At 55.7% G+C, this 20,493-nt stretch carries 20 protein-coding genes and 1 tRNA gene; 9 read left to right on the plus strand and 12 right to left on the minus strand.

All coding sequences use genetic code 11. The features are described from left to right. Positions 1-190: 190 nt before the first annotated feature. On the minus strand, positions 191-1,369 hold the full coding sequence (locus tag F0320_RS17560) for an acetyl-CoA C-acetyltransferase (protein WP_047650218.1): 1,179 nt from the start codon (positions 1,367-1,369) through the stop codon (positions 191-193). Between the two features lie 93 nt (positions 1,370-1,462). Beyond that, positions 1,463-2,329, minus strand: coding sequence for a LysR family transcriptional regulator (locus F0320_RS17565; RefSeq protein WP_047650217.1), 867 nt, complete (start codon positions 2,327-2,329; stop codon positions 1,463-1,465). Positions 2,330-2,435: 106 nt separating this feature from the next. On the opposite strand from F0320_RS17565, the gene F0320_RS17570 reads away from it, so the two are divergent. Next, positions 2,436-2,897, plus strand: coding sequence for a multidrug/biocide efflux PACE transporter (locus tag F0320_RS17570; protein WP_126329755.1), 462 nt, complete (start codon positions 2,436-2,438; stop codon positions 2,895-2,897). Between the two features lie 119 nt (positions 2,898-3,016). Then, on the plus strand, positions 3,017-4,246 hold the full coding sequence (locus tag F0320_RS17575) for an amino acid permease (RefSeq protein ID WP_126329688.1): 1,230 nt from the start codon (positions 3,017-3,019) through the stop codon (positions 4,244-4,246). Between the two features lie 37 nt (positions 4,247-4,283). Here F0320_RS17575 and F0320_RS17580 read toward each other — a convergent pair whose 3' ends face one another. Then, positions 4,284-4,754 carry an Lrp/AsnC family transcriptional regulator gene (locus F0320_RS17580; RefSeq protein WP_023309067.1) on the minus strand — a complete coding sequence of 157 codons (471 nt, stop codon included), beginning with the start codon at positions 4,752-4,754 and terminating at the stop codon, positions 4,284-4,286. Between the two features lie 115 nt (positions 4,755-4,869). On the opposite strand from F0320_RS17580, the gene F0320_RS17585 reads away from it, so the two are divergent. Then, positions 4,870-5,481: a LysE family translocator gene (locus F0320_RS17585; protein ID WP_126329690.1), complete on the plus strand. Its 612-nt coding sequence runs from the start codon at positions 4,870-4,872 to the stop codon at positions 5,479-5,481. A 27-nt stretch (positions 5,482-5,508) separates the two neighbouring features. Here the strand turns inward: F0320_RS17585 and F0320_RS17590 are convergent, their stop codons facing one another. After that, positions 5,509-5,781, minus strand: coding sequence for a GNAT family N-acetyltransferase (locus F0320_RS17590; protein ID WP_008499687.1), 273 nt, complete (start codon positions 5,779-5,781; stop codon positions 5,509-5,511). Between the two features lie 10 nt (positions 5,782-5,791). Continuing rightward, a complete protein-coding gene (gene yjdI, locus F0320_RS17595; protein ID WP_008499689.1) occupies positions 5,792-6,022 on the minus strand; it encodes a 4Fe-4S mono-cluster protein YjdI in 231 nt (76 codons plus the stop codon). Positions 6,023-6,323: 301 nt separating this feature from the next. Between yjdI and F0320_RS17600 the strand changes: the two genes are divergently transcribed. The 5 genes from F0320_RS17600 (at position 6,324) to F0320_RS17620 (ending at position 12,813) form a co-directional block, all read left to right on the plus strand. Continuing rightward, positions 6,324-7,964 (plus strand): ATP-binding protein, encoded by a 1,641-nt coding sequence (locus tag F0320_RS17600; protein WP_126329692.1) that lies wholly within the window; start codon positions 6,324-6,326, stop codon positions 7,962-7,964. Further along, positions 7,948-8,643 carry a response regulator gene (locus tag F0320_RS17605; protein WP_047650212.1) on the plus strand — a complete coding sequence of 232 codons (696 nt, stop codon included), beginning with the start codon at positions 7,948-7,950 and terminating at the stop codon, positions 8,641-8,643. The genes F0320_RS17600 and F0320_RS17605 overlap by 17 nt, the downstream gene beginning before the upstream one ends. 168 nt (positions 8,644-8,811) lie before the next feature. Beyond that, complete coding sequence (locus F0320_RS17610; protein ID WP_045355601.1) at positions 8,812-9,900, plus strand: ABC transporter substrate-binding protein; 1,089 nt, start codon at positions 8,812-8,814, stop codon at positions 9,898-9,900. Between the two features lie 80 nt (positions 9,901-9,980). Then, entirely contained in the window at positions 9,981-11,750 is a 1,770-nt protein-coding gene (locus F0320_RS17615; RefSeq protein ID WP_023309073.1) for an ABC transporter permease, read from the plus strand. Continuing rightward, positions 11,743-12,813 carry an ABC transporter ATP-binding protein gene (locus F0320_RS17620; protein WP_126329695.1) on the plus strand — a complete coding sequence of 357 codons (1,071 nt, stop codon included), beginning with the start codon at positions 11,743-11,745 and terminating at the stop codon, positions 12,811-12,813. Before F0320_RS17615 ends, F0320_RS17620 begins: the two co-directional genes overlap by 8 nt. A gap of 170 nt (positions 12,814-12,983) precedes the next feature. Here the strand turns inward: F0320_RS17620 and F0320_RS17625 are convergent, their stop codons facing one another. The 4 genes from F0320_RS17625 to actS form a co-directional block, all read right to left on the minus strand. Then, positions 12,984-13,340, minus strand: coding sequence for a putative T6SS immunity periplasmic lipoprotein (locus F0320_RS17625; RefSeq protein WP_126329697.1), 357 nt, complete (start codon positions 13,338-13,340; stop codon positions 12,984-12,986). Between the two features lie 2 nt (positions 13,341-13,342). Continuing rightward, complete coding sequence (locus F0320_RS17630; protein ID WP_126329699.1) at positions 13,343-13,885, minus strand: type IV secretion protein Rhs; 543 nt, start codon at positions 13,883-13,885, stop codon at positions 13,343-13,345. 514 nt (positions 13,886-14,399) lie between these two features. Beyond that, positions 14,400-14,473 (minus strand) — tRNA-Gly (locus tag F0320_RS17635). Positions 14,474-14,553: 80 nt separating this feature from the next. Further along, the gene (actS, locus tag F0320_RS17640) at positions 14,554-15,297 is read right to left on the minus strand and encodes an amidase activator ActS (RefSeq protein ID WP_126329701.1); all 744 of its coding nucleotides are present in this window, start codon (positions 15,295-15,297) and stop codon (positions 14,554-14,556) included. A 163-nt stretch (positions 15,298-15,460) separates the two neighbouring features. Here actS and idi point away from each other — a divergent pair, with 163 nt between their 5' ends. Next, the gene (gene idi, locus F0320_RS17645) at positions 15,461-16,003 is read left to right on the plus strand and encodes an isopentenyl-diphosphate Delta-isomerase (protein ID WP_126329703.1); all 543 of its coding nucleotides are present in this window, start codon (positions 15,461-15,463) and stop codon (positions 16,001-16,003) included. 38 nt (positions 16,004-16,041) lie between these two features. Here the strand turns inward: idi and lysS are convergent, their stop codons facing one another. The 3 genes from lysS to recJ all read right to left on the minus strand — a co-directional run bounded on the left by lysS (position 16,042) and on the right by recJ (position 20,491). Further along, positions 16,042-17,559, minus strand: a complete 1,518-nt coding sequence (lysS, locus tag F0320_RS17650; protein ID WP_023309094.1) for a lysine--tRNA ligase — start codon at positions 17,557-17,559, stop codon at positions 16,042-16,044. A gap of 9 nt (positions 17,560-17,568) precedes the next feature. Next, positions 17,569-18,667 (minus strand): peptide chain release factor 2 gene (prfB, locus tag F0320_RS17655; protein ID WP_096151315.1). Its coding sequence is split into 2 segments (ribosomal slippage): positions 17,569-18,591 and positions 18,593-18,667, totalling 1,098 coding nucleotides; the frame shifts between segments, so codons are not numbered across the junction. A gap of 90 nt (positions 18,668-18,757) precedes the next feature. Next, the gene (gene recJ, locus F0320_RS17660; RefSeq protein ID WP_126329705.1) at positions 18,758-20,491 is read right to left on the minus strand and encodes a single-stranded-DNA-specific exonuclease RecJ; all 1,734 of its coding nucleotides are present in this window, start codon (positions 20,489-20,491) and stop codon (positions 18,758-18,760) included. Positions 20,492-20,493: the final 2 nt, after the last annotated feature.

A 20,493-nucleotide genomic window follows, 5' to 3' on the forward strand; every position in this document is an offset into this window, starting at 1 on the left:
ACAGCGTTCCGTTTTTCATAATAAGCACATACTATCGGCATAAAGTGGGCTTTTCAATTATATTTAAAACAACGTTTCATTTTTATTTTTGTTTATAACGAAAATGATGTTCGGATCACATTTAAGCCGCTGGGAGAAAAAGAAGGCGAAAAAAAACCTCCCGAAGGAGGTCATTTTCAATAAGGAGAAGTTAGCGTTCGATGGCCAGCGCCACCCCTTGCCCGCCGCCTATACAGAGCGTGGCAATCCCTTTGCGGGCATTGCGCTTCTTCATTTCGTGGACCAGCGAAACCAGGATCCGGCAGCCGGACGCACCGATAGGATGACCCAGCGCGATCGCGCCGCCGTTAACGTTGACCCGCAGCGGATCCCACTCCAGCATTTTTCCGACGGAGATCGCCTGCGCGGCATAGGCTTCGTTCACTTCGATCAGATCCACATCCGAAAGCTGCCATCCCGCGCGCTCCAGACAGCGGCGGGTCGCGTAGACCGGTGCGATCCCCATTAACGCAGGATCGACCCCTACGCTAGCGAATGCTTTAATGCGGGCCAGGACGGGAAGATCGAGTTCAAGGGCTTTACTTTCGCTCATCATCATCACGGCGGCAGCGCCGTCGTTAATGGAAGAGGCATTTCCCGCCGTCACCGAGCCCTGCATTTCAAACGCGGGGTTCAGTCTCGCCAGGCCTTCGGCACTGGCGTCGGTACGGGGCTGTTCATCGGTATCAACGAGGATACGCTCGCCGCTCTGACGCTGCGTGCTGACCGGGACAATTTCGTCGCGAAAACGACCGGAATCAATCGCCGCGCGCGCTTTTTGCTGCGAGCTTAGCGCATAGGCATCCTGCACCTCACGGCTGATGCCGTACTCGCGCGCCAGGTTTTCCGCCGTCACGCCCATATGATAGTCATTGAACGCATCCCACAGCCCGTCATGCACCAGACTGTCGAGCAGCTGACTGTTGCCCAGCTGTGCGCCGGTCCGGCTGTCGGTCAACACGTGCGGCGCGCGGCTCATATTTTCCTGCCCGCCCGCGATGATCACATCCGCTTCACCACACTGAATGGCCTGCGTCGCGAGATGCAGCGCTTTTAATCCTGAACCGCAGACGTCGTTGATGGTGATGGCTGAAACGGTATTGGGCAGCCCGCCCTTCAGCGCCGCCTGACGCGCAGGGTTTTGCCCGGCACCGGCCGTGAGGACCTGTCCCAGGATCACCTCATCAACTTCATGTGCTGCGATCCCGCTGCGTTCCACCAGCGCTTTTACCACTACGCTGCCCAGGTCTACCGCCGAGTGACGCGCGAGCGATCCCTGAAAACAGCCGATAGCTGTACGCAACGCACCCACTATTACGACATCTTTCATCACGACCTCTGTGTTAAATGACATGACGATAGTAGAGGATTGTTACTGGCAATTATCTTAATTGTTTAAAAATAGTGAGTTTAATCACAAGGATCAGCGCGCATCCTGCAGATACTGCCGCAGCCAGCTTCCGGCAACGCCGGGAGGGGATCGTTTATTCCACAGCAGATCGATGCCGATCGCCCGCGGCCAGCCGGGAACATTGAGCTGTACCAGGGATTTCGCGGCGGCAAATTCATCCACCAGCGCGCACGGCAGCACGCACCAGCCAAATCCCTGTACCGCCATACTCAAGAGTAACAGGTAATTCGGCGCTGACCAGACGGGCCCGCGCGCGATCTCAGCCTCGCGCTCAAGATAGGTGCTGAGCCGCAGCTCCCGCCAGCCGTGCAGCTCATCATGCTGAACGTCATGTTGTCCGGCCAGCGGATGCGTGGTCGCGACGTAGATCGCCATGCGGGTCTGCATCGGCAACCGGGTGACGCCAATATCCGTAGGATAACTGTCTCGCGCTTCCGTCAGGCCAATCTGCGCTCGCTCCTTTTGCAGCAGATCGATCACGTCCTCCTCCTCACCAATCAGACATTCGAATTCCGTATGGGGAAAACGCGCGTCAAACTGTTTCATCATCTCTTCCAGCACGTCCGGGTTGAGGGTATCGGAAAGGACAAACGTCAAACGCGCCTCCGTTTGCGCCGTTAGCGACACCGCCAGCTCGTCCAGCCGCGTGCTGGCGGCCAGGATGGCCTGCACGTAGCCCAGCACCTGTTCTCCCTGCACCGTTAACACCGGCTGGCGCGCCGAGCGGTCAAACAGCTCGAAACCCAGATCGGCTTCAAGATTGGCAATCGACGTACTGATCGTCGACTGGCTTTTACGCAGCCTTCGCGCGGCAGCGGAAAAAGAGCCCGCCGCAACGGTCTCGACAAACGCCTTAAGGGCTTCGGGTGAATAGCGCATAACCTATCTACTTTAGCGATGGATACCATCTTTAATATATCAGCTTTAGCGATAAAAAATAGGCCACATCAACGCCCATACCGGCGAATTAATGAGGTCTATGACTATGCAATATCAGGATGCACTCCAACGTAAACTACCGGAGCGGATCTTTCATGCTGTCTGTTTTGAAGGGATTGCGACGGCGATCCTCGCCCCTACGGCGGCGTGGCTCATGCAGCGTTCCGTGGTGGAGATGGGTGGGCTGACCATTATTCTGGCCACCACCGCCATGCTGTGGAACATTATTTATAACTTCGGCTTCGACCGTTTCTGGCCCGTTCAGCGCGTCAAACGTACCGCAAAAGTGCGTGCGCTGCATGCGCTGGGGTTCGAATGCGGGTTTATCGTGATTGGCGTGTCGATTGTCGCCGCCGTGCTGGGCGTTACCCTGCTTCAGGCATTCACGCTGGAAATAGGTTTCTTCCTGTTCTTCCTGCCGTACACCATGTTCTATAACTGGGCATACGATTGCCTTCGCGAGAAATTTCTTAAGCGTCGCCAGCAACGGCGCGCCCTGGCAGGCTAAACCGCCTCTGGCCGGACGCCCGTTCCGGCCAAACTCCGTCGAAGCAACTGCGCTCTCCGTGCATAACTATGGTAAATTGCACTCCATTCCGATGGTTTGATAGTTGATACGTTGCTCTAATGTCGAAAATTTGGTCAAAAGATGAGACTCTCTGGAGTTTCGCTCTCTACGGCACTGCCGTGGGTGCAGGGACGCTGTTTTTACCCATTCAGCTGGGATCCGCAGGCGCTATCGTCCTGTTTATTACCGCCCTCGTGGCCTACCCCTTAACCTACTGGCCGCACAAAGCGCTGGCGCAATTTATCCTGTCGTCGAAAACAAAAGGCAACGAAGGGATCACCGGCGCCGTTTCGCACTACTACGGCAGGAAGATTGGCAATCTGATCACCACGCTCTATTTCATCGCCTTCTTTGTGGTGGTGCAGATTTATGCGGTGGCCATCACCAACTCGTTAACAGAGCAGCTGGCGAAACACCTGACGGTGGATACCGCCGTTCGCGTGCTGGTCAGCCTGGGGGTGGTGCTGGTCCTGAATCTGATCTTCCTGATGGGGCGCCATATCACGATAAAAGTGATGGGCTTCCTGGTGTTTCCGCTGATTGCCTATTTTCTGTTTGTCTCGCTCTATCTGATCGGCAGCTGGCAACCCTCGCTGCTGACCAGCCAGATGGCGTTCGATCGCCATACGCTGCACCAGGTCTGGATTTCGATTCCGGTGATGGTGTTTGCTTTCAGCCATACCCCGATTATCTCAACGTTTGCCGTTGACCGTCGCGAGAAGTTTGCCGACGGCGCCATGGATAAATGCAAGAAAATCATGAAGATGGCGTACCTGATCATCTGCCTGAGCGTGCTGTTCTTTGTCTTCAGCTGCCTGCTCTCAATTCCGCCGTCGTATATTGTGGCCGCCAAAGAGCAAGGGGTAACGATCCTGTCCGCGCTGTCGATGATGCCTTCTTCACCGGCGTGGCTGGGCATTTCCGGGATTATCGTGGCGATTATTGCGATGTCGAAATCGTTCCTCGGCACCTATTTTGGGGTGATTGAAGGGGCGACGGAGATCGTGAAGTCGTCGCTCAATCAGGTGGGCGTGAAAAAGAGCCGCGCCTTTAACCGCGCGATTTCCATTATGGGGGTGTCGTTAATCACCTTTGCCGTCTGCTGCATTAACCCGAACGCCATTTCGATGATTTACGCCATCAGCGGCCCGCTTATCGCCATGATCCTGTTTATCATGCCGACGCTGTCGACGTATCTGATCCCCTCGCTAAAACCGTACCGTTCCATTGGCAACCTGCTAACGCTGATCGTCGGCGTGCTGTGCGTGTCGGTGATGTTTGTCGGCTAACTCCCTTTCATGCCCGGCGTTCTGCCGGGCATGACTCTCAGTCTCGCCCTGCGGATTCCAGCGGAAAAGGCCTGTCCTGCACGACCGTTTTCATGACAAGCGTAGATCGAAGATGCTGCACGCCGGGCATGGCGGAGAGCTTCTCGTCATAGAGCTTCTGGAAAGCGGAGAGGTCGCGGGTCACGACGTGCATCAGATAATCGGGATCGCCAAACAGACGCTGTGCCAGCACGATCTGCGGAATTTCCTCCACCGCCGCTTCAAACGCGCTAACCGCCTTTCTGTCACCCTCCTTCAGCGTCGCAAACACTATCGCCAGGAAGTTGAATCCCATTTTGGCGGGGTCGAGGCTGGCACGGTATCCCGTAATCGCCCCGCTTTGCTCCAGCGCCCGCACGCGACGATGGCACGGCGAGAGGCTCAGATTCACTCTTTCCGCCAGCTCGGTAAGGGATAAACGGCCATCAGACTGTAGCTCAGCAAGAATTTTTCGATCGATGCTATCCATGTGGAAGATTTTCTCATTTTCACGGTGTTATGAGCATAACATTGAAAGCCTATTTCGCAGGGTTAGCGATATTCTTTTTCTCAACGTTTGACGCACTGCGGGAGTTTTCAGGACGATGGAAATGAGTATTGTGGCCGGCTTTTGGGTGGTTTCTTTTCTGCTTATCATGACGCCGGGCGCCGACTGGGCCTACGCCATTAGCGCCGGGATTAACGGGCGACGCGTGGTACCGGCGGTGATGGGGTTAATGTCCGGGCATCTGTTAGCCACGCTGATTGTGGTGGCTGGCGTGGGCGTAGTGATTGCTCAACATCCGCTGGCGTTAACCGGGCTGACCGTCGCGGGGGCCGCGTATCTCCTGTGGCTTGGCATAACGTTGCTGCGTCATCCGGCCGCCCCGGAAAAGGCCAGCCACTACGCGGGAAACTGGAAACAGTGGGCGGTGAAAGGGCTCTGCATTAGTGGCCTTAACCCGAAAGTTTTTTTGCTGTTTTTGGCGCTGCTTCCGCAGTTTACCGACCCGACCGGAAGCTGGTCGATAGCGATGCAGATGTCCGCGCTTGGCGTGATGCACCTTATCACCTGTACGCTGGTCTATATGCTGGTGGGGTATGGTTCGAAAGCGGTACTGGCGACCCGGCCACAGGCAGCGCGTCTGGTGAGCAGGGCGTCGGGAGGGATAATGGTGCTGATCGCGATGGTATTGCTGTTTGAGCAGGTAAGATAAAAAAACACCGGCCATCGCCGGTGTTATTTACGCCCGAATATCGTCATATTCCCGCGTTTTATCAAACTCATGCTTCGCGAACGGGCACAGCGGGATAATTTTGCGGTTCTCACCGCGCATCTTCTCCACCACTTTCGCCACCAGCTGTTTACCGACGCCCTGCCCTTTCAGGCTCTCATCCACGTCGGTGTGCTCGATAATGCTCAGGTGCTCGCCGGTCGGCACGAAGACAATCTCCGCAACCTGGTTGCCGTTCGCATCATTGACGTAAAACTTGTTATGGCCTTCCAGAATATCCATGGTTCCTCGCTTATTTTTGGCGATACTTCAGCGCACCGCTCGGGCAGGTATCAATTACGCGTACAACCGTTTCAACGTCCACTTCATCGGGAATGATCCACGGCTTACGTTTCAGATTAAACAGCTTAGCGCTGCCACGCACGCAGTTACCTGAGTGTTTGCAGATCCCGGTATTGAAGTAAACGTCAATTTTCTCGCCGGTATAGGCCCGGTAACCCGCATCCAGTAGTTCTTTATCCATGACATTGCCTCTGTAATTATTATCGTGCTGAATGAAGCATAGCCTTACGGGATCCTGATGGCTATATACCCGTCATACTTCAAGCTGCAGGTGCGTTGGCTGCACTCACTCACCCCAGTCACGTACTTATGTACGCTCCCGGGGATTCGTTCCCTTGCCGCCTTCCCGCAACTCGAATTATTTAGGGTATAACGCCGAAAACGAAAAGCCAGGTCACAACTCTTTTCTCGCCAGATTGCGTCCGCTATTGGCCCATGTCAGGCTCGGCAAATGTCACTTTTACATAACTTCCGCAGGTTGAATGAAACGCAGACTCTCTTTTCAGGTAAAGCTGTTTTTAGCGCTGGTGTGCTTCTCCTGCCTGCTGTTAGTTCTGCTGGGAACAATCCTGTTCCATTTTATTGACCGACAGCTCCACCACGATCTCGGCCAACGCGCCCGGGTTCAGGCCAGCCAGATCGCGCTGATGCCGGGTCTGGCGGCAATGGTTGCGGCCAGGGATATTCCGGGAATAGCCCGCTTAATTCAGCCGCTGCGCGCCGAAAGCGATGCCAGCTACATTGTGATTGGCGATACCGAGGAACAGCACCTTTATCATTCGGAATCCCCGGAGCGGATTAATTTACCGATGATCGGCGGCGATAATGCGGAGGTGTTAAAGGGTAAAACCATTATTTCTGTGCGTCAGGGCGGAATTGGGGTTTCACTGCGCAGCAAAGCGCCGATTTTTAACGCGCAGCACCAGGTGATTGGCATTGTCTCGGTCGGCTATCTGACGTCGTATATTGCCAATATTAACGCCCGCATTCTCTGGCAGGCCGGGCTTTACGGCGCAGCGCTTCTGCTGCTGCTGTTTATTTTCTCCTGGCTGTTTACCCGCAATTTAAAAAAACAGATGTTCCGGCTGGAGCCGAAAGATATCGCTCAGCTGGTTTTGCAGCAGCGCGCGCTATTAGAAGCCATGTACGAAGGCGTATTTGCCGTTAATGGCGAGAAGCAGCTGATTTTAATTAACCGCGCGGCACGCGAAATGCTGGATATTCGGCAAAGTGAGAAAGAGCTTATCGGTAAACCGCTGGAAGACATTCTGCAGACGGCGCCGGGCTTTTTATCCCAGCGCTACGCCTCGGTAAGCAGCGGCAGCCATGACCAGATTGCGGTGCTGAACCAGCGCGAGGTGATCGTCAACCGGGTAGCGATTGAGGTCGAACCGGGCGTTGAAAGCGGTTGGGTGTACAGCTTTCGCGACAAAAATGACATCAACACGCTCAGCAGCCAGCTCAGCCAGATCAAACGCTATGCGGATAACCTGCGCATTATGCGCCACGAACAGCTGAACTGGACCGCCACGCTGGTGGGGCTGCTGCAGATGAAGCACTATGACGAGGCGATCCGCTACATTCAGGTACAGTCAGAAGGCGCGCAGCGCGTGCTGGACTTTGTCTCAGCCCATTTTGTCTCCCCGGCGCTGTGCGGGCTGCTGCTCGGAAAATACGTCAGCGCGCGCGAAAAAGGCATCGAGCTGCTGTTTGACCCCGCCTGCCAGCTCACCCGCATGCCTGCCGCGCTGAGTGAAACGGAGCTGATGTCCATTATTGGTAACCTGCTGGACAACGCCGTGGAGGCGACCCTCAACGCCCCGGTTCACGCGCCGGTAGAGCTCTACATTTCTGATCGTAACCAGGAGCTGCTGATCGAGGTGGCTGACCGGGGCTGCGGGGTGGACGATGCGTTGAAGCCGCACATTTTCCGCCAGGGATTCAGCAGTAAGCCGAACAGCGAAAACGACATTGTGGGTACCGAGCACGGTATCGGCCTGTTCCTGGTGGCAGGATATATCGACAAGGTCGGCGGCAGCATTGAGATTGCCGACAACACCCCGCAGGGCACTATTTTTTCTGTGTTTATCCCGAATGGACAAAAGCATGACCCGACCACTTGACGTTGTGATCGTTGAAGATGAGCCGCACCTGGCGGAGCTGCATCGCGAGTATATTGAGCAGAATTTTCATTTGCGCGTGGTGGGCATCGCCGCGTCGATTGAGCAGGCATGCAGCCTGATTCGTCAGCATCAGCCGCGGCTGATCCTGCTGGACAACTATCTCCCGGACGGTAAAGGCGTGGAGCTCATCGATAATCCGCTGCTGAAAAGCTATGAATGCTCGGTGATCTTCATCACCGCCGCCAGCGATATGCAGACCTGCAGCCACGCCATGCGCAGCGGCGCGTTTGACTACCTGATTAAGCCCGTCTTTTTCCAGCGCCTGCACGCCTCGCTGGAACGGTTTATGCGCTTCATCCACACCGTGCAGCAGGTGAAGGTGGTCGACCAGCATGCGCTGGATCGCCTGTTTAATCTTCCCGCCGCGGAAGCCTCCATTACGCCGTCGACGAAGGGCATTGAACCCCAGACGCTGGAACGGATTAAATGCCTGTTCGCCGAGTATCCCGACACCGCGATGTCGGTTGAAGAGGTGGTGGAAAGCGTGGGGATCAGCAAAACCACGGGGCGTCGCTACCTTGAATACTGCGTGGAGAGCGGGTTAATCAGCATTGAAATGCTGTACGGCAATATTGGTCATCCGCGCAGGTTATACCGCAAAGCGCCCGATAAACCGTGATCCGTAACCGTTCGTTGGCTAACGTTCGCGGATTTTATGGTGTTAATTGCTGAAACGACGGCGACAATCACACTTCGGAATCATTGCCCGCTTCACCCTCTTGTGGGTGGAGCCCGATACGCTATGTTGACAATTAGTTCCTCAAATGTAACTAAAAGGTTAACTATAATGTCGAACACGTTCCGAATTTCTCTGCTTACCGCTACTGTATTGTTCTCTGCTTCTGCACTTTCTGCCCTGCCGCAGGGCTATCCTGCTGAGTATCAAAAAGTTGTTGATGCCGCAACGAAAGAGGGCAAGGTTGTTATTTACTCCACCACCGACATTAAGGCCGCCGGGCCGCTGATCCAGGGCTTCGAAAAAACCTACCCGGGCATTAAAGTTGAATATAACGACATGAACAGCACCGAGCTGTACAACCGTTTTATCAGCGAACAGGCCTCCGGTGGGGTGAGCGGCGACGTGGTCTGGAGCTCCTCTATGGACACCGGCCTGAAGCTCGCCACCGACTACGCCATGGAGTATAAATCGCCGGAGCAAAGCCAGCTGCCGAAATGGGCGGTCTGGAAAGATAAGGCTTATGGCACTACCTATGAGCCGGTGGTCTTCATCTACAACAAGCGCCTGATCCCGGCCGGCGACGTGCCGGATTCTCACGCCGCGCTGGCGAAGCTGATTGCCAGCCAGACGGATAAATTCAAGGGCAAAGTCACCACCTACGACATCGAAAAATCGGGTCTGGGCTTTATGCTCTCAGTTCAGGATCACAACGCCGATCCTAATTACTTCAAAACCCTGGCCGACGTCGCCAAAGGTGGCTTATCGGTGCAGTCCTCTACCGGCACCATGATGGAGCGCGTCTCCTCCGGTGAAAACCTGATCGGCTTCAACATCCTCGGTTCCTACGCGGAAGCGCGTGCGAAGAACGATCCGTCGCTCGGCATCTCCTATCCAAAAGATTACACCCTGGTGCTGTCGCGCGTGTCGTTCATCAGTCAGCAATCGCAAAACAGCAACGCCGCGAAGCTGTGGCTGGACTATGTGCTGTCTGAGCAAGGGCAAAGTATTCTGGCCAGTCAGGCGGATATTCCCTCCATTCGTAACGATATCGAAGGGAAAAATGATATCGACGGCCTGACCAAAATCCTCGGCAACGCGCTGAAGCCAATTCCGGTTGATGAAACGCTGCTGGAATACCTGCAGCCGAAAAAACGCCTGGAGTACATCAAAGAGTGGCGTACCGCCGCCGGTAAATAAGCGTCTGAGTGCGGCGCAGGCCGCCGCGCTCCCTTATCGACTGAGTTCGTTTTTCTGGGCTGCAACACCAGGGATACCCCATGAATACATTACGCAGAAAGTGGCAAAGCCTGCCGCGAGGCATCGTCGTGCTGATAACCGCCCTGGTTATCTATACGCCGCTGTCGTTTATCGTGATACAGAGCTTCCTGTCCGCCCCGTTCTTTTCGCCGTCAAAAGAGTGGAGCTTTGAATCGTTTGAGTTTATTTTCACCGACCCTGATTTTTATAAGGCCCTGAAAAGCGGCTTTATTCTTGCTTTCGGGCTGGTCTTTATCTCCATCCCGCTGGGCGGCGTGCTGGCGTTTCTGATGGTGCGTACCGACCTGCCCGGCCGCCGGCTGATTGAGCCGCTGATCCTGGTCCCGATTTTCGTTTCACCGATGGTGCTGGGCTTTGGCTACGTGGTGGCCGCCGGTCCGGTGGGCTTTCTCTCCCAGTGGGCTCAGGCGCTGATTGGCTTTGTGCCGTGGAATATCTACGACATGTCGAGCATTGTGGTCATCGCCGGCCTGACGCACGTCCCGCACGCCTATCTGTATATCTCGTCTGCGCTGCGCAGCGTGGGCTCCGATGTGGAAGAAGCCGCGCGCACAGCGGGCGCGTCGCCCTGGCAGGTGATGACCTCCGTCAGCCTGCCGATGGTGCGCCCGTCCATTCTGTACGCCACCGTGCTGCTGTTCTTCCTCGGGCTGGAAGTGTTCGGCCTGATGCTGGTCCTCGGCGACCCGGAAGGCAACATGGTGCTGGCGACCTATCTTTATAAGCTGACGAACAAGATGGGCACCCCATCCTATAACCTGATGGCGGCGGTTGCCGTGGTGCTGATATGCATCACCATCCCGCTGGTGATGCTCCAGCGTCGCCTGATGCGCACCGCCAACCGCTTCGTCACCATGAAGGGCAAAGCCTCGCAGGCCCGCGCGCTGCCGCTGGGTAAATGGCGCTGGGTGGCTGGCGGAGTGATTGCCTTCTGGCTCACCGTCACCATCGGCGTTCCGCTGCTCGGCGTGGTATTGCGCGCGTTTATCTCCAACTGGGGCGTGGGCGTTTCGCTGTGGGACGAGCTTTCTCTGAACACCTTCCGCACCATCTGGGCGCAGCCCAACCTGCTGCGCGCCATCGTCAACTCCATGGCGATTGGCGTCATTGGCGGCGCGCTGGCCGTGGTGTGCTACCTGTTTGTCGGCATTGCCATGCACCGCAAGCCGGACAACACCACGCGTTTTCTGGACTACAGCGTGCTGGTGCCTCGCGCCGTGCCTGGCCTGCTGGCGGGTCTGGCGTTCCTGTGGGTGTTCCTGTTCCTGCCGATGTGGCTGGATAACTCGCTGAAATCCGGCTGGCTTTCCGGGTTCGCCTGGACCGACTGGATGCGCGAAAACGTCATCGTCTGGCTGCGTTCGCTGCGCAGCACCATTTTCAGCGTCTGGCTGGCCTATACCGTGGTGTGGATGGCTTACGGGCTGAGGCTGATCTCTTCCACGCTGCTGCAGGTAGGGCCGGAGCTTGAAGAGGCGGCGCGCAGTACCGGGGCGACGCGCGGGCAGATCACCCGCCACGTCACCATTCCGCTTTCCCGCTACGGTCTGATCGGTTCGTGGCTGCTGATGTTCCTAATCTTTGAGCGCGAATATTCAACGGGTGTGTACCTGCTTTCACCCGGCACGGAAACCATCGGCTCGATGCTGGTTTCCCTCTGGGCCGCGGGTGCCATCGATATCGTGGCGGCGCTCTCTTTCATTAACATCCTGCTGGTCGTGGTAGGTCTGGGCATTGCCCTTCGTTTCGGAGTGAAAATACATGATTGAATTAGCGGTTGACGATCTGCACTTAACCTACGGCGACAATCCTGTTTTAAAAGGTGTCTCCATGAACCTGAAGCGCGGCGAAGTGGTCTCCCTGTTAGGCCCCTCCGGCAGCGGTAAAACCACCCTGCTGCGCGCCGTCGCGGGTCTGGAAAAACCGACCCAGGGGTCGATTGTTATTGGCAACAATAAGGTTTACGACGGCACGCCGCGCAGCGAGGTCCCGGCGGAAGAGCGTAACCTGGGGCTGGTATTCCAGTCCTATGCCCTGTGGCCGCACAAGACCGTGTTTGAGAACGTGGCCTATCCGCTCAAGCTGCGCAAAGTCCCGGCCAAAGAGATCCAGCAGCGCGTGCAGGACGTGCTGGACCAGCTTGGTCTGGGCCATCTTGGCAAACGTCACCCGCACCAGCTCTCCGGTGGGCAGCAGCAGCGCGTGGCGATTGGCCGGGCGCTGGTGTACAACCCGCCGGTGATTTTGCTGGACGAGCCGCTTTCCAACCTCGACGCCAAGCTGCGCGAAGAGGCCCGCGTGTTCCTGCGCGAGCTGATTATCAAGCTCGGGCTATCGGCGCTGATGGTGACGCACGACCAGAACGAAGCGATGTCGATTTCCGACCGCATCCTGCTGCTTAACAACGGCAAAATTGAGCAACAGGGCACGCCGCAGGAGATGTACGGCTCGCCGAAAACGCTGTTTACCGCCGAGTTTATGGGCAGCAACAATCGCCTGCACGGCAAAGTCACCGATGTGCGCGACGGCAAAGCGCGTATCGAAGGAAAAGGCTGGGTGCTGTGGGGCCAGGCCGGTGAAGGGGTGCAGAGCGGTGAAGAAGCCACGGCGGTGATCCGCGTCGAGCGCGTGGCGGTGGTCGAGGGGCCTGGGGAAAATCAACTTGAGCTGCCGCTGCTCACCAGCATGTATCTCGGCGACCGCTGGGAGTACCTGTTCCGCACGGTGGGGGATGATTTTGTCATTCGCGCGTATGGGCATGAGGTTCGGGATCCGCAGCACTGCCATCTTTCTCTGCCTGAGAAGCATGTTTGGGTGTTCCCGAAAGGGTGAATTTTAAAAGGCTGCGTAATGCAGCCTTTTTACATTAGAAAACAGGAACAGCGTACCAAAAATCCTCATTTTTTTAGATAGGGCAGAATCGTCTGCCGGGGCGGAGTAAATCTATAAATGACTTTGAGGTCTCTGTTAAACCCGTGGTGATTCAGGGGCGGTTTGCCCCCTTATTCTTTGGGATAAGAAAATTCAGCAGTGACTAAATGCGATTCTGATTTACCAGATTGGACGTCATACGCGAAGTTATACCGCTCTCCAGGTGCAAACTTAAATCCGAACACAGGAAGACACCCGCCCTTTTGAACATACACGGGCTTGTCATAAAAAATCTTGTGAAGAGAGTCGCTATTATCGCTGTTGATTTGGATAGCAGTGATCCGTTCCTGTGGCTCCAGTGGTGACACCACACAAACTTGATTATCTTTGATTAATGCCGTTGTAGATTCACGATCTACCATTCGATCACCAGGCCCAGGGCATCCCGTTAAGATGAATACAACACCCAGCAACATTTTGTTCTTCATGTTTAACGCCCCTTCCCTGTTACGATTTTCTGGTAAAGCGAAGGGACATCCTGCAACAAATCTACGCCCCTGTACATCCCCATGCGCCCTGGTCTCTGATAGTAAGACCACTTACTGACCCCATAAACCAGCAGTAACCAGTAATCAGCTAAAATAGAGGCTTGCTGTTCAAGAGAGTAATCAATGAGTTTTTCTTTATCCAGCCTGTAGGTATATTCAGCTGCCCAGCTAAAAGCTCCCCGCATTCTCACCCATTGCCCGTGTTGGTGTTGCCAGACATGCCCCAGCTCATGGATGAAAACATATTTATCTTCGATGAAAATCGAGTTTGCGGAAAAGTCTTCTCTGTACATCGACTTTCTGTACCATAACTCTCCGTTTGGAGTCATCGCGTAGTTTTGTTTTTGTAGTCCGAATGGTAAATAACTGTCGCAATGAATCCAGACACGGCTATAAACTATCGAATCACCGAACACCCTACGAGCCATTGCAATCTCGCCTAACGTCATCCGGCGTAATGTTCCTTCCTCTGCCTGTGCGCTCATTAATTGTCCTCCTTGTATGATTTATATCAGGGTATCCAGGGAGCATAAAACGCGCAACTAACAGATTTAGGACAATAGAAGTCATAAAGCCCCGTTGGTGATACAACAACAAGCGGAGCGTAGCGACTTCATCAGGTTGTCAGAGGGATCACACCTTATCAGGATAACCGTATACCCTTGCGGAGCGTGATTGAAACGCTGATAGAGCCTACATATCGTTTGTACCATACCTGTTTACATGGCTCATAAGGCCGCACGTCGGGCTTTAATGCATGTGATCAATCTGTCGATGACATAACGATGCCTGGATGGGCTTTTTCTTCACGTTTTGCTATTGAGGTGTGAGGATGCAACTGCCGCCAACGCTGAGTTATACGGTCATCTCACCATGTAACTTAGCGTGACAGTTACCAAGGGCGGATCAGAATGGTAGAACCCATAGGTTACAAAAATAGGTAACTATTTCAGTTCCTGATAGAAAAGGCTTTAAATACTTGTTTACAAGCGGAAATTCTGGAGCGGGCGAAGGGAATCGAACCCTCGTATAGAGCTTGGGAAGCTCTCGTTCTACCATTGAACTACGCCCGCTTTGAGGTGCGTAAGGCATTATAGACCTTACGCACCTTCATACAAGCCTATTCACAACTAACCGGCTATTAAATAATCACTTAGCACTTCGGTTTGCTGCCGGGCGCAGGAAGATAGCGCTGCGGGTCGATGGCCGTTGCCTTATAGCGAATCTGGAAGTGCAGCTTCACTGCGTCCGTACCGGTGCTGCCCATGGTGGCAATCTTCTGCCCGGCTTTGACGTTCTGCCCGTTGTTGACCAGCATCGTATCGTTGTGCGCATACGCCGTGATGTAGTCTTCACCATGCTTAATCATGATCAGGTTACCGTAGCCGCGCAGCTGGTTACCCACGTAAACCACCTTCCCGGCCCCGGAGGCATAAACCGGCGTACCGCGCGCAGCGGCGATATCAATACCCTTGTTGCCACCTTCAGAGAGCGAGTAAGGGGCGACCACTTTACCGCTGGCAGGCCAGATCCAGCAGCGCTGACCGACCGGCGGCCAGGATGATTGAGGCACCTGATAGGACGGCGTCACTTTGGCGGTTTTGCCTTTCGAAGAGGATTTTTTACCCGATGACGATCCGCCGCTAACCTTCAGCTGCTGCCCCACCTCGATGGTGTAGGGCGGCGAGAGGTTATTCAGCCGCGCCAGATCCTTCACGCTGGTTCCCGTTGCGCGCGAAATTCGATACAGGGTATCCCCGCGCTTAACGGTATAGACCGAACCGGAATAGCTACCCATATCCGAAGATTTGCTCCCTGAACAGCCCGCCAGCAATAGCGTCAGCGTCAGGCAAAAAATGGCGATGATGGGATTTCTCGTCAGGCTTCCTGCAAACAAAACAGATCCTCGGTCAGCGTGAATGGCGTACTATGATAACAGCCAAAACGAATATGGGTCATGCCCTTTTCCGCTCTACGCGCCAAACCGTTCGTATAAGAATGCAGTATAATGATCCGGCTGATGGTGCTGAACCACTCGGCATTTTGGCACTGGAGCATCAATGAGTATTCAAGAACACGTTATTTTGGTAAACGACCAGGGAATGGTGATTGGCACTCAGGAAAAATATGCCGCGCACACCTTACATACCCCGCTGCATCTGGCTTTCTCTTCCTGGCTTTTTAACGCAAAAGGCGAGTGTCTGATCACCCGACGCGCCTTAAGCAAAAAGGCCTGGCCCGGCGTCTGGACCAACTCCGTCTGCGGGCACCCACAGTCCGGCGAAGAGACAGTCCAGGCGATAATCCGCCGCTGCCGCTTTGAAGTGGGCGCTGAGCTGGCCGATATCACCGCCGTCGCCCCTGAATTTCGCTATCGGGAAACCGACCCGTCCGGGATCGTGGAAAACGAAATTTGCCCGGTATTCGCCGCCCGCATCACCAATGACGTGACGATAAACGAAGATGAAGTGATGGACTATCAGTGGGTTGAGCTGGACGCGTTATTCCGCGCGCTGGACGCGACGCCCTGGGCCTTTAGCCCGTGGATGGTCATGGAAGCGACAACCGCCCGCGAAAAACTCAAAGCCTTCGCGGCGCAATAAAAAAGCCCCTTTCGGGGCTTTTTTGACAACTAAACGCCTTATTTCACCGGGCGCATCGCCGGGAACAGGATCACGTCGCGGATGGTGTGGCTGTTGGTGAACAGCATCACCATACGGTCGATGCCAATACCCAGACCCGCCGTTGGTGGCAGGCCGTGCTCCAGCGCGGTCACGTAGTCTTCGTCGAAGAACATCGCTTCGTCGTCGCCTGCCGCTTTCGCGTCAACCTGATCCTGGAAGCGCTGAGCCTGGTCTTCCGCATCGTTCAGCTCGCTAAAGCCGTTGCCGATTTCACGGCCGCCGATGAAGAATTCGAAGCGATCGGTGATTTCCGGGTTCTCGTCATTACGACGCGCCAGCGGAGAGACTTCAGCCGGGTATTCGGTGATGAAGGTCGGCTGAATCAGGTGCGCTTCGGCCACTTCTTCGAAGATCTCGGTCACGATACGGCCGAGACCCCAGCTCTTCTCAACCTTGATACCGATGCTTTCCGCGATCGCTTTCGCAGAGTCGAAGTTATCCAGATCCGCCATGTTGGTTTCCGGACGGTACTTCTTGATCGCTTCGCGCATGGTCAGTTTTTCGAACGGCTTGCCGAAGTCGAAGACTTCTTCACCGTAAGGAACCTGCGTGGTACCCAGAATGTCCTGCGCCAGGGTGCGGAACAGGGATTCGGTCAGCTCGATCAGATCTTTGTAATCTGCATACGCCATGTAGAGTTCCATCATGGTGAACTCTGGGTTATGACGAACGGAGATACCTTCGTTACGGAAGTTACGGTTGATTTCGAACACGCGGTCGAAACCACCGACCACCAGACGCTTCAGGTACAGTTCCGGCGCGATACGCAGGTACATGTCCAGGTCCAGGGCGTTGTGATGGGTGATGAACGGACGCGCAGACGCGCCGCCAGGGATCACCTGCATCATTGGGGTTTCCACTTCCATAAAGTCGCGGTTCACCATGAACTGGCGAATACCGGCCATGATCTGGGAGCGAATTTTGAAGGTCTTGCGGGATTCATCGTTAGAGATGAGATCCAGGTAGCGCTGACGGTAGCGCGCTTCCTGATCCTGCAGGCCGTGGAATTTGTCCGGCAGCGGGCGCAGGGCTTTGGTCAGCAGACGCAGCTCGGTGCAGTGGATAGACAGTTCACCGGTTTTGGTTTTGAACAGTTTACCTTTCGCGCCCAGAATATCGCCCAGGTCCCACTTCTTGAACTGCTCGTTGTAAATGCCTTCCGGCAGGTCGTCACGGGAAACGTACAGCTGAATACGGCCGCCCACGTCCTGCAAGGTCACGAAGGAGGCTTTGCCCATGATACGACGGGTCATCATGCGGCCAGCAACGGCCACTTCAACGTTCAGCGCTTCCAGCTCTTCGTTCTCTTTAGCGTCGAAGTCAGCGTGCAGTTGGTCTGAGGTGTGGTCACGACGAAAATCGTTCGGGAACGGCACGCCCTGCTCGCGCAGTGCTGCCAGCTTCTCACGGCGGGTTTTCAGTTCGTTGTTAAGATCGACTACCGCGTCAGCGCCCTGTGCTTGTTGTTCAGACATGTTGGTTCCTCATAACCCTGCTTTCAAACTTGCTTCGATAAATTGGTCCAGGCTGCCGTCCAGCACCGCCTGCGTGTTGCGGGTTTCAACCCCGGTACGCAGGTCTTTGATGCGGGAGTCATCAAGGACGTAAGAACGGATCTGGCTGCCCCAACCGATGTCGGACTTGTTGTCTTCCATCGCCTGTTTCTCAGCATTTTTCTTCTGCATCTCCAGCTCATAAAGCTTTGCTTTCATCTGCTTCATGGCCTGGTCTTTGTTCTTATGCTGGGAACGGTCGTTCTGGCACTGTGTTACCAGCCCGGTTGGAATGTGGGTAATACGCACCGCTGATTCCGTACGGTTAACGTGCTGACCACCCGCGCCGGATGCGCGATAAACATCGATACGCAGGTCCGCCGGGTTAATTTCGATATCAATATCTTCATCAACTTCCGGATAAACAAACGCGGAGCTGAAGGAGGTATGACGACGGCCACCGGAGTCGAACGGGCTCTTACGCACCAGGCGGTGAACGCCGGTTTCAGTACGCAGCCAGCCGTAGGCGTAATCGCCAATGATCTTGATGGTGACGGATTTCAGACCCGCAACTTCACCTTCAGACTCTTCGATGATTTCGGTTTTGAAGCCGCGCGCTTCAGCCCAACGCAGGTACATACGCGTCAGCATGCTGGCCCAGTCCTGCGCTTCGGTGCCGCCAGAACCAGCCTGAATATCGAGATAGCAGTCAGCGCTGTCGTATTCGCCGGAGAACATACGGCGGAATTCCAGCTGCGCCAGCTTCTCTTCCAGCACGTCGAGTTCTGCCACGGCTTCGTTAAAGGTTTCTTCGTCGTCGGCTTCGACGGCCAGCTCCAGTAAACCGGAAACATCTTCCAGCCCCTGGGCCATTTGATCCAGCGTATCTACGATAGCTTCGAGAGAGGAACGCTCTTTACCCAGCGCCTGTGCGCGTTCAGGTTCGTTCCAGACGTCCGGCTGTTCCAGCTCGGCGTTTACTTCTTCAAGACGCTCTTTCTTGGCATCGTAGTCAAAGATACCCCCTAAGAACGTCAGAGCGCTCCGTGAGGTCCTGAATACGGTTTTTTACCGGATTAATTTCAAACATGGTCTGTTTTCTTTTATGGACTTGTCAAAATGCGGTGATAAGAGCGGGATTGTACCGAATCCACGCCCTTTTTTATAGAGATTACTGCCGCTAAATTGGCCAGATATTGTCGATGATGATCTGCAGGGTGCGGTTACCGCGAAACTCGTTGATGTCCAGTTTGTACGCCAGCTCGACCTCGCGCACGCCGTTATCCGGCCAGATGGAGGTATCGACGTTGAAGGCAATGCCGTCCAGAAGCGGTCCTCCGCCCACGGGCTCGACCATCACCTTCAGATGACGTTCGCCGACGATGCGCTGCTGCAGCAGACGGAAACGACCGTCAAACAGCGGTTCCGGGAACATCTGCCCCCACGGGCCGGCATCGCGGAGCATTTGCGCCACGTCCATCGTCATCTCAAGCGGTGAAAGCTCGCCATCGGACACCACTTCCCCCTGCAGCAGGGCCGGGTCAATCCAGTCGGTGACAAGCTCACCAAACAGCCGCTGGAATTCGTCGAATTTCGCCTCTTCCAGCGACAGGCCTGCCGCCATCGCATGGCCACCGAACTTGATCATCAGACCCGGGTACAGCGTATCGAGACGCTCCAGCGCATCGCGCATGTGCAACCCCTGAATCGAGCGGCCAGAGCCTTTCAGCGTGCCGTCACCCGCGGGCGCGAAGGCGATCACCGGACGGTGGAAACGTTCTTTAATGCGCGACGCCAGAATGCCGACAACGCCCTGATGCCACTCGGGATGGTACATCGCCAGGCCGCCCGGCAGCGTATCGCCGCTGCGTTCAAGCTTTTCGCACAGGGTCAGCGCTTCGGCCTGCATCCCCTGCTCAATCTCTTTGCGGGTCTGGTTCAGCGCGTCCAGCTCGTTGGCCAGCACACGCGCTTCACCGATGTTGTCGCACAGCAGCAGCGCCACGCCGACGGACATATCGTCCAGCCTTCCGGCTGCGTTAAGACGCGGGCCGAGGGCAAAGCCCAAATCGCTTGCCGCCAGCTTGAGCGGATCGCGGTTAGCAATCTCCAGCAGCGCCTTGATCCCCGGACGGCACTTGCCCGCGCGAATGCGGCTTAGGCCCTGCCAGGTCAAAATGCGGTTATTGGTATCGAGCGGTACCACGTCCGCGACGGTGCCCAGCGCCACCAGATCGAGATATTCGGCCAGGTTCGGCACGGCAATACCGCGGGATTCGAACCAGCCCTTATCGCGCAGCAGGGTCCGTAACGCCAGCATCAGATAAAACGCCACGCCTACGCCCGCAAGGGATTTCGATGGGAAATCGCAGTCGCGCAGGTTGGGGTTAATAATCGCTTCCGCATCCGGCAGCGTTTCGCCCGGCAGGTGGTGATCGGTAACCAGCACCGGGATCCCCAACGCATGGGCATGATCGACGCCCGCATGGGAGGAGATCCCGTTATCGACGGTCATGATCATCTGCGCACCGCGGGCGTGGGCCTGATCGACCACTTCCGGGCTGAGGCCATAGCCGTCTTCAAAACGGTTAGGCACCAGATACGTGACGTTATCGCAGCCCAGCGCGCGCAGGCTGAGCACGCTCAGCGCGGTGCTGGTTGCGCCGTCGGCGTCGAAATCCCCTACCACCACAATCCGCGTTCCTTCACGCAGCGCGTTGTAGAGCATTTCGGTAGCTTTTTCGATACCGCTCAGCTGCTGCCAGGGCAGCATCCCTTTCACGCTGCGCTCAAGATCCTCAGCGCGACGCACGCCGCGGCTGGCGTAGAGGCGCTTAAGCAGCGCCGGGAGATCGTCTGGCAAATCAACCGGTTCAACCGCCTCGCGGCGGCGCAATTTTATCGGGGCTTTCACGC

Source organism: Enterobacter dykesii (assembly GCF_008364625.2).
Taxonomy (GTDB): Bacteria; Pseudomonadota; Gammaproteobacteria; order Enterobacterales; family Enterobacteriaceae; genus Enterobacter; species Enterobacter dykesii.

What these genes read in the sequence shown, in the direction of transcription:
- F0320_RS17560 (WP_047650218.1), bottom strand. Translation starts at nt 1,369, where the DNA reads ATGAAAGATGTCGTAATAGTGGGTGCGTTGCGTACAGCTATCGGCTGT.
- F0320_RS17565 (WP_047650217.1), bottom strand. Translation starts at nt 2,329, where the DNA reads ATGCGCTATTCACCCGAAGCCCTTAAGGCGTTTGTCGAGACCGTTGCG.
- F0320_RS17570 (WP_126329755.1), top strand. Translation starts at nt 2,436, where the DNA reads ATGCAATATCAGGATGCACTCCAACGTAAACTACCGGAGCGGATCTTT.
- F0320_RS17575 (WP_126329688.1), top strand. Translation starts at nt 3,017, where the DNA reads ATGTCGAAAATTTGGTCAAAAGATGAGACTCTCTGGAGTTTCGCTCTC.
- F0320_RS17580 (WP_023309067.1), bottom strand. Translation starts at nt 4,754, where the DNA reads ATGGATAGCATCGATCGAAAAATTCTTGCTGAGCTACAGTCTGATGGC.
- F0320_RS17585 (WP_126329690.1), top strand. Translation starts at nt 4,870, where the DNA reads ATGGAAATGAGTATTGTGGCCGGCTTTTGGGTGGTTTCTTTTCTGCTT.
- F0320_RS17590 (WP_008499687.1), bottom strand. Translation starts at nt 5,781, where the DNA reads ATGGATATTCTGGAAGGCCATAACAAGTTTTACGTCAATGATGCGAAC.
- yjdI (WP_008499689.1), bottom strand. Translation starts at nt 6,022, where the DNA reads ATGGATAAAGAACTACTGGATGCGGGTTACCGGGCCTATACCGGCGAG.
- F0320_RS17600 (WP_126329692.1), top strand. Translation starts at nt 6,324, where the DNA reads ATGAAACGCAGACTCTCTTTTCAGGTAAAGCTGTTTTTAGCGCTGGTG.
- F0320_RS17605 (WP_047650212.1), top strand. Translation starts at nt 7,948, where the DNA reads ATGACCCGACCACTTGACGTTGTGATCGTTGAAGATGAGCCGCACCTG.
- F0320_RS17610 (WP_045355601.1), top strand. Translation starts at nt 8,812, where the DNA reads ATGTCGAACACGTTCCGAATTTCTCTGCTTACCGCTACTGTATTGTTC.
- F0320_RS17615 (WP_023309073.1), top strand. Translation starts at nt 9,981, where the DNA reads ATGAATACATTACGCAGAAAGTGGCAAAGCCTGCCGCGAGGCATCGTC.
- F0320_RS17620 (WP_126329695.1), top strand. Translation starts at nt 11,743, where the DNA reads ATGATTGAATTAGCGGTTGACGATCTGCACTTAACCTACGGCGACAAT.
- F0320_RS17625 (WP_126329697.1), bottom strand. Translation starts at nt 13,340, where the DNA reads ATGAAGAACAAAATGTTGCTGGGTGTTGTATTCATCTTAACGGGATGC.
- F0320_RS17630 (WP_126329699.1), bottom strand. Translation starts at nt 13,885, where the DNA reads ATGAGCGCACAGGCAGAGGAAGGAACATTACGCCGGATGACGTTAGGC.
- idi (WP_126329703.1), top strand. Translation starts at nt 15,461, where the DNA reads ATGAGTATTCAAGAACACGTTATTTTGGTAAACGACCAGGGAATGGTG.
- lysS (WP_023309094.1), bottom strand. Translation starts at nt 17,559, where the DNA reads ATGTCTGAACAACAAGCACAGGGCGCTGACGCGGTAGTCGATCTTAAC.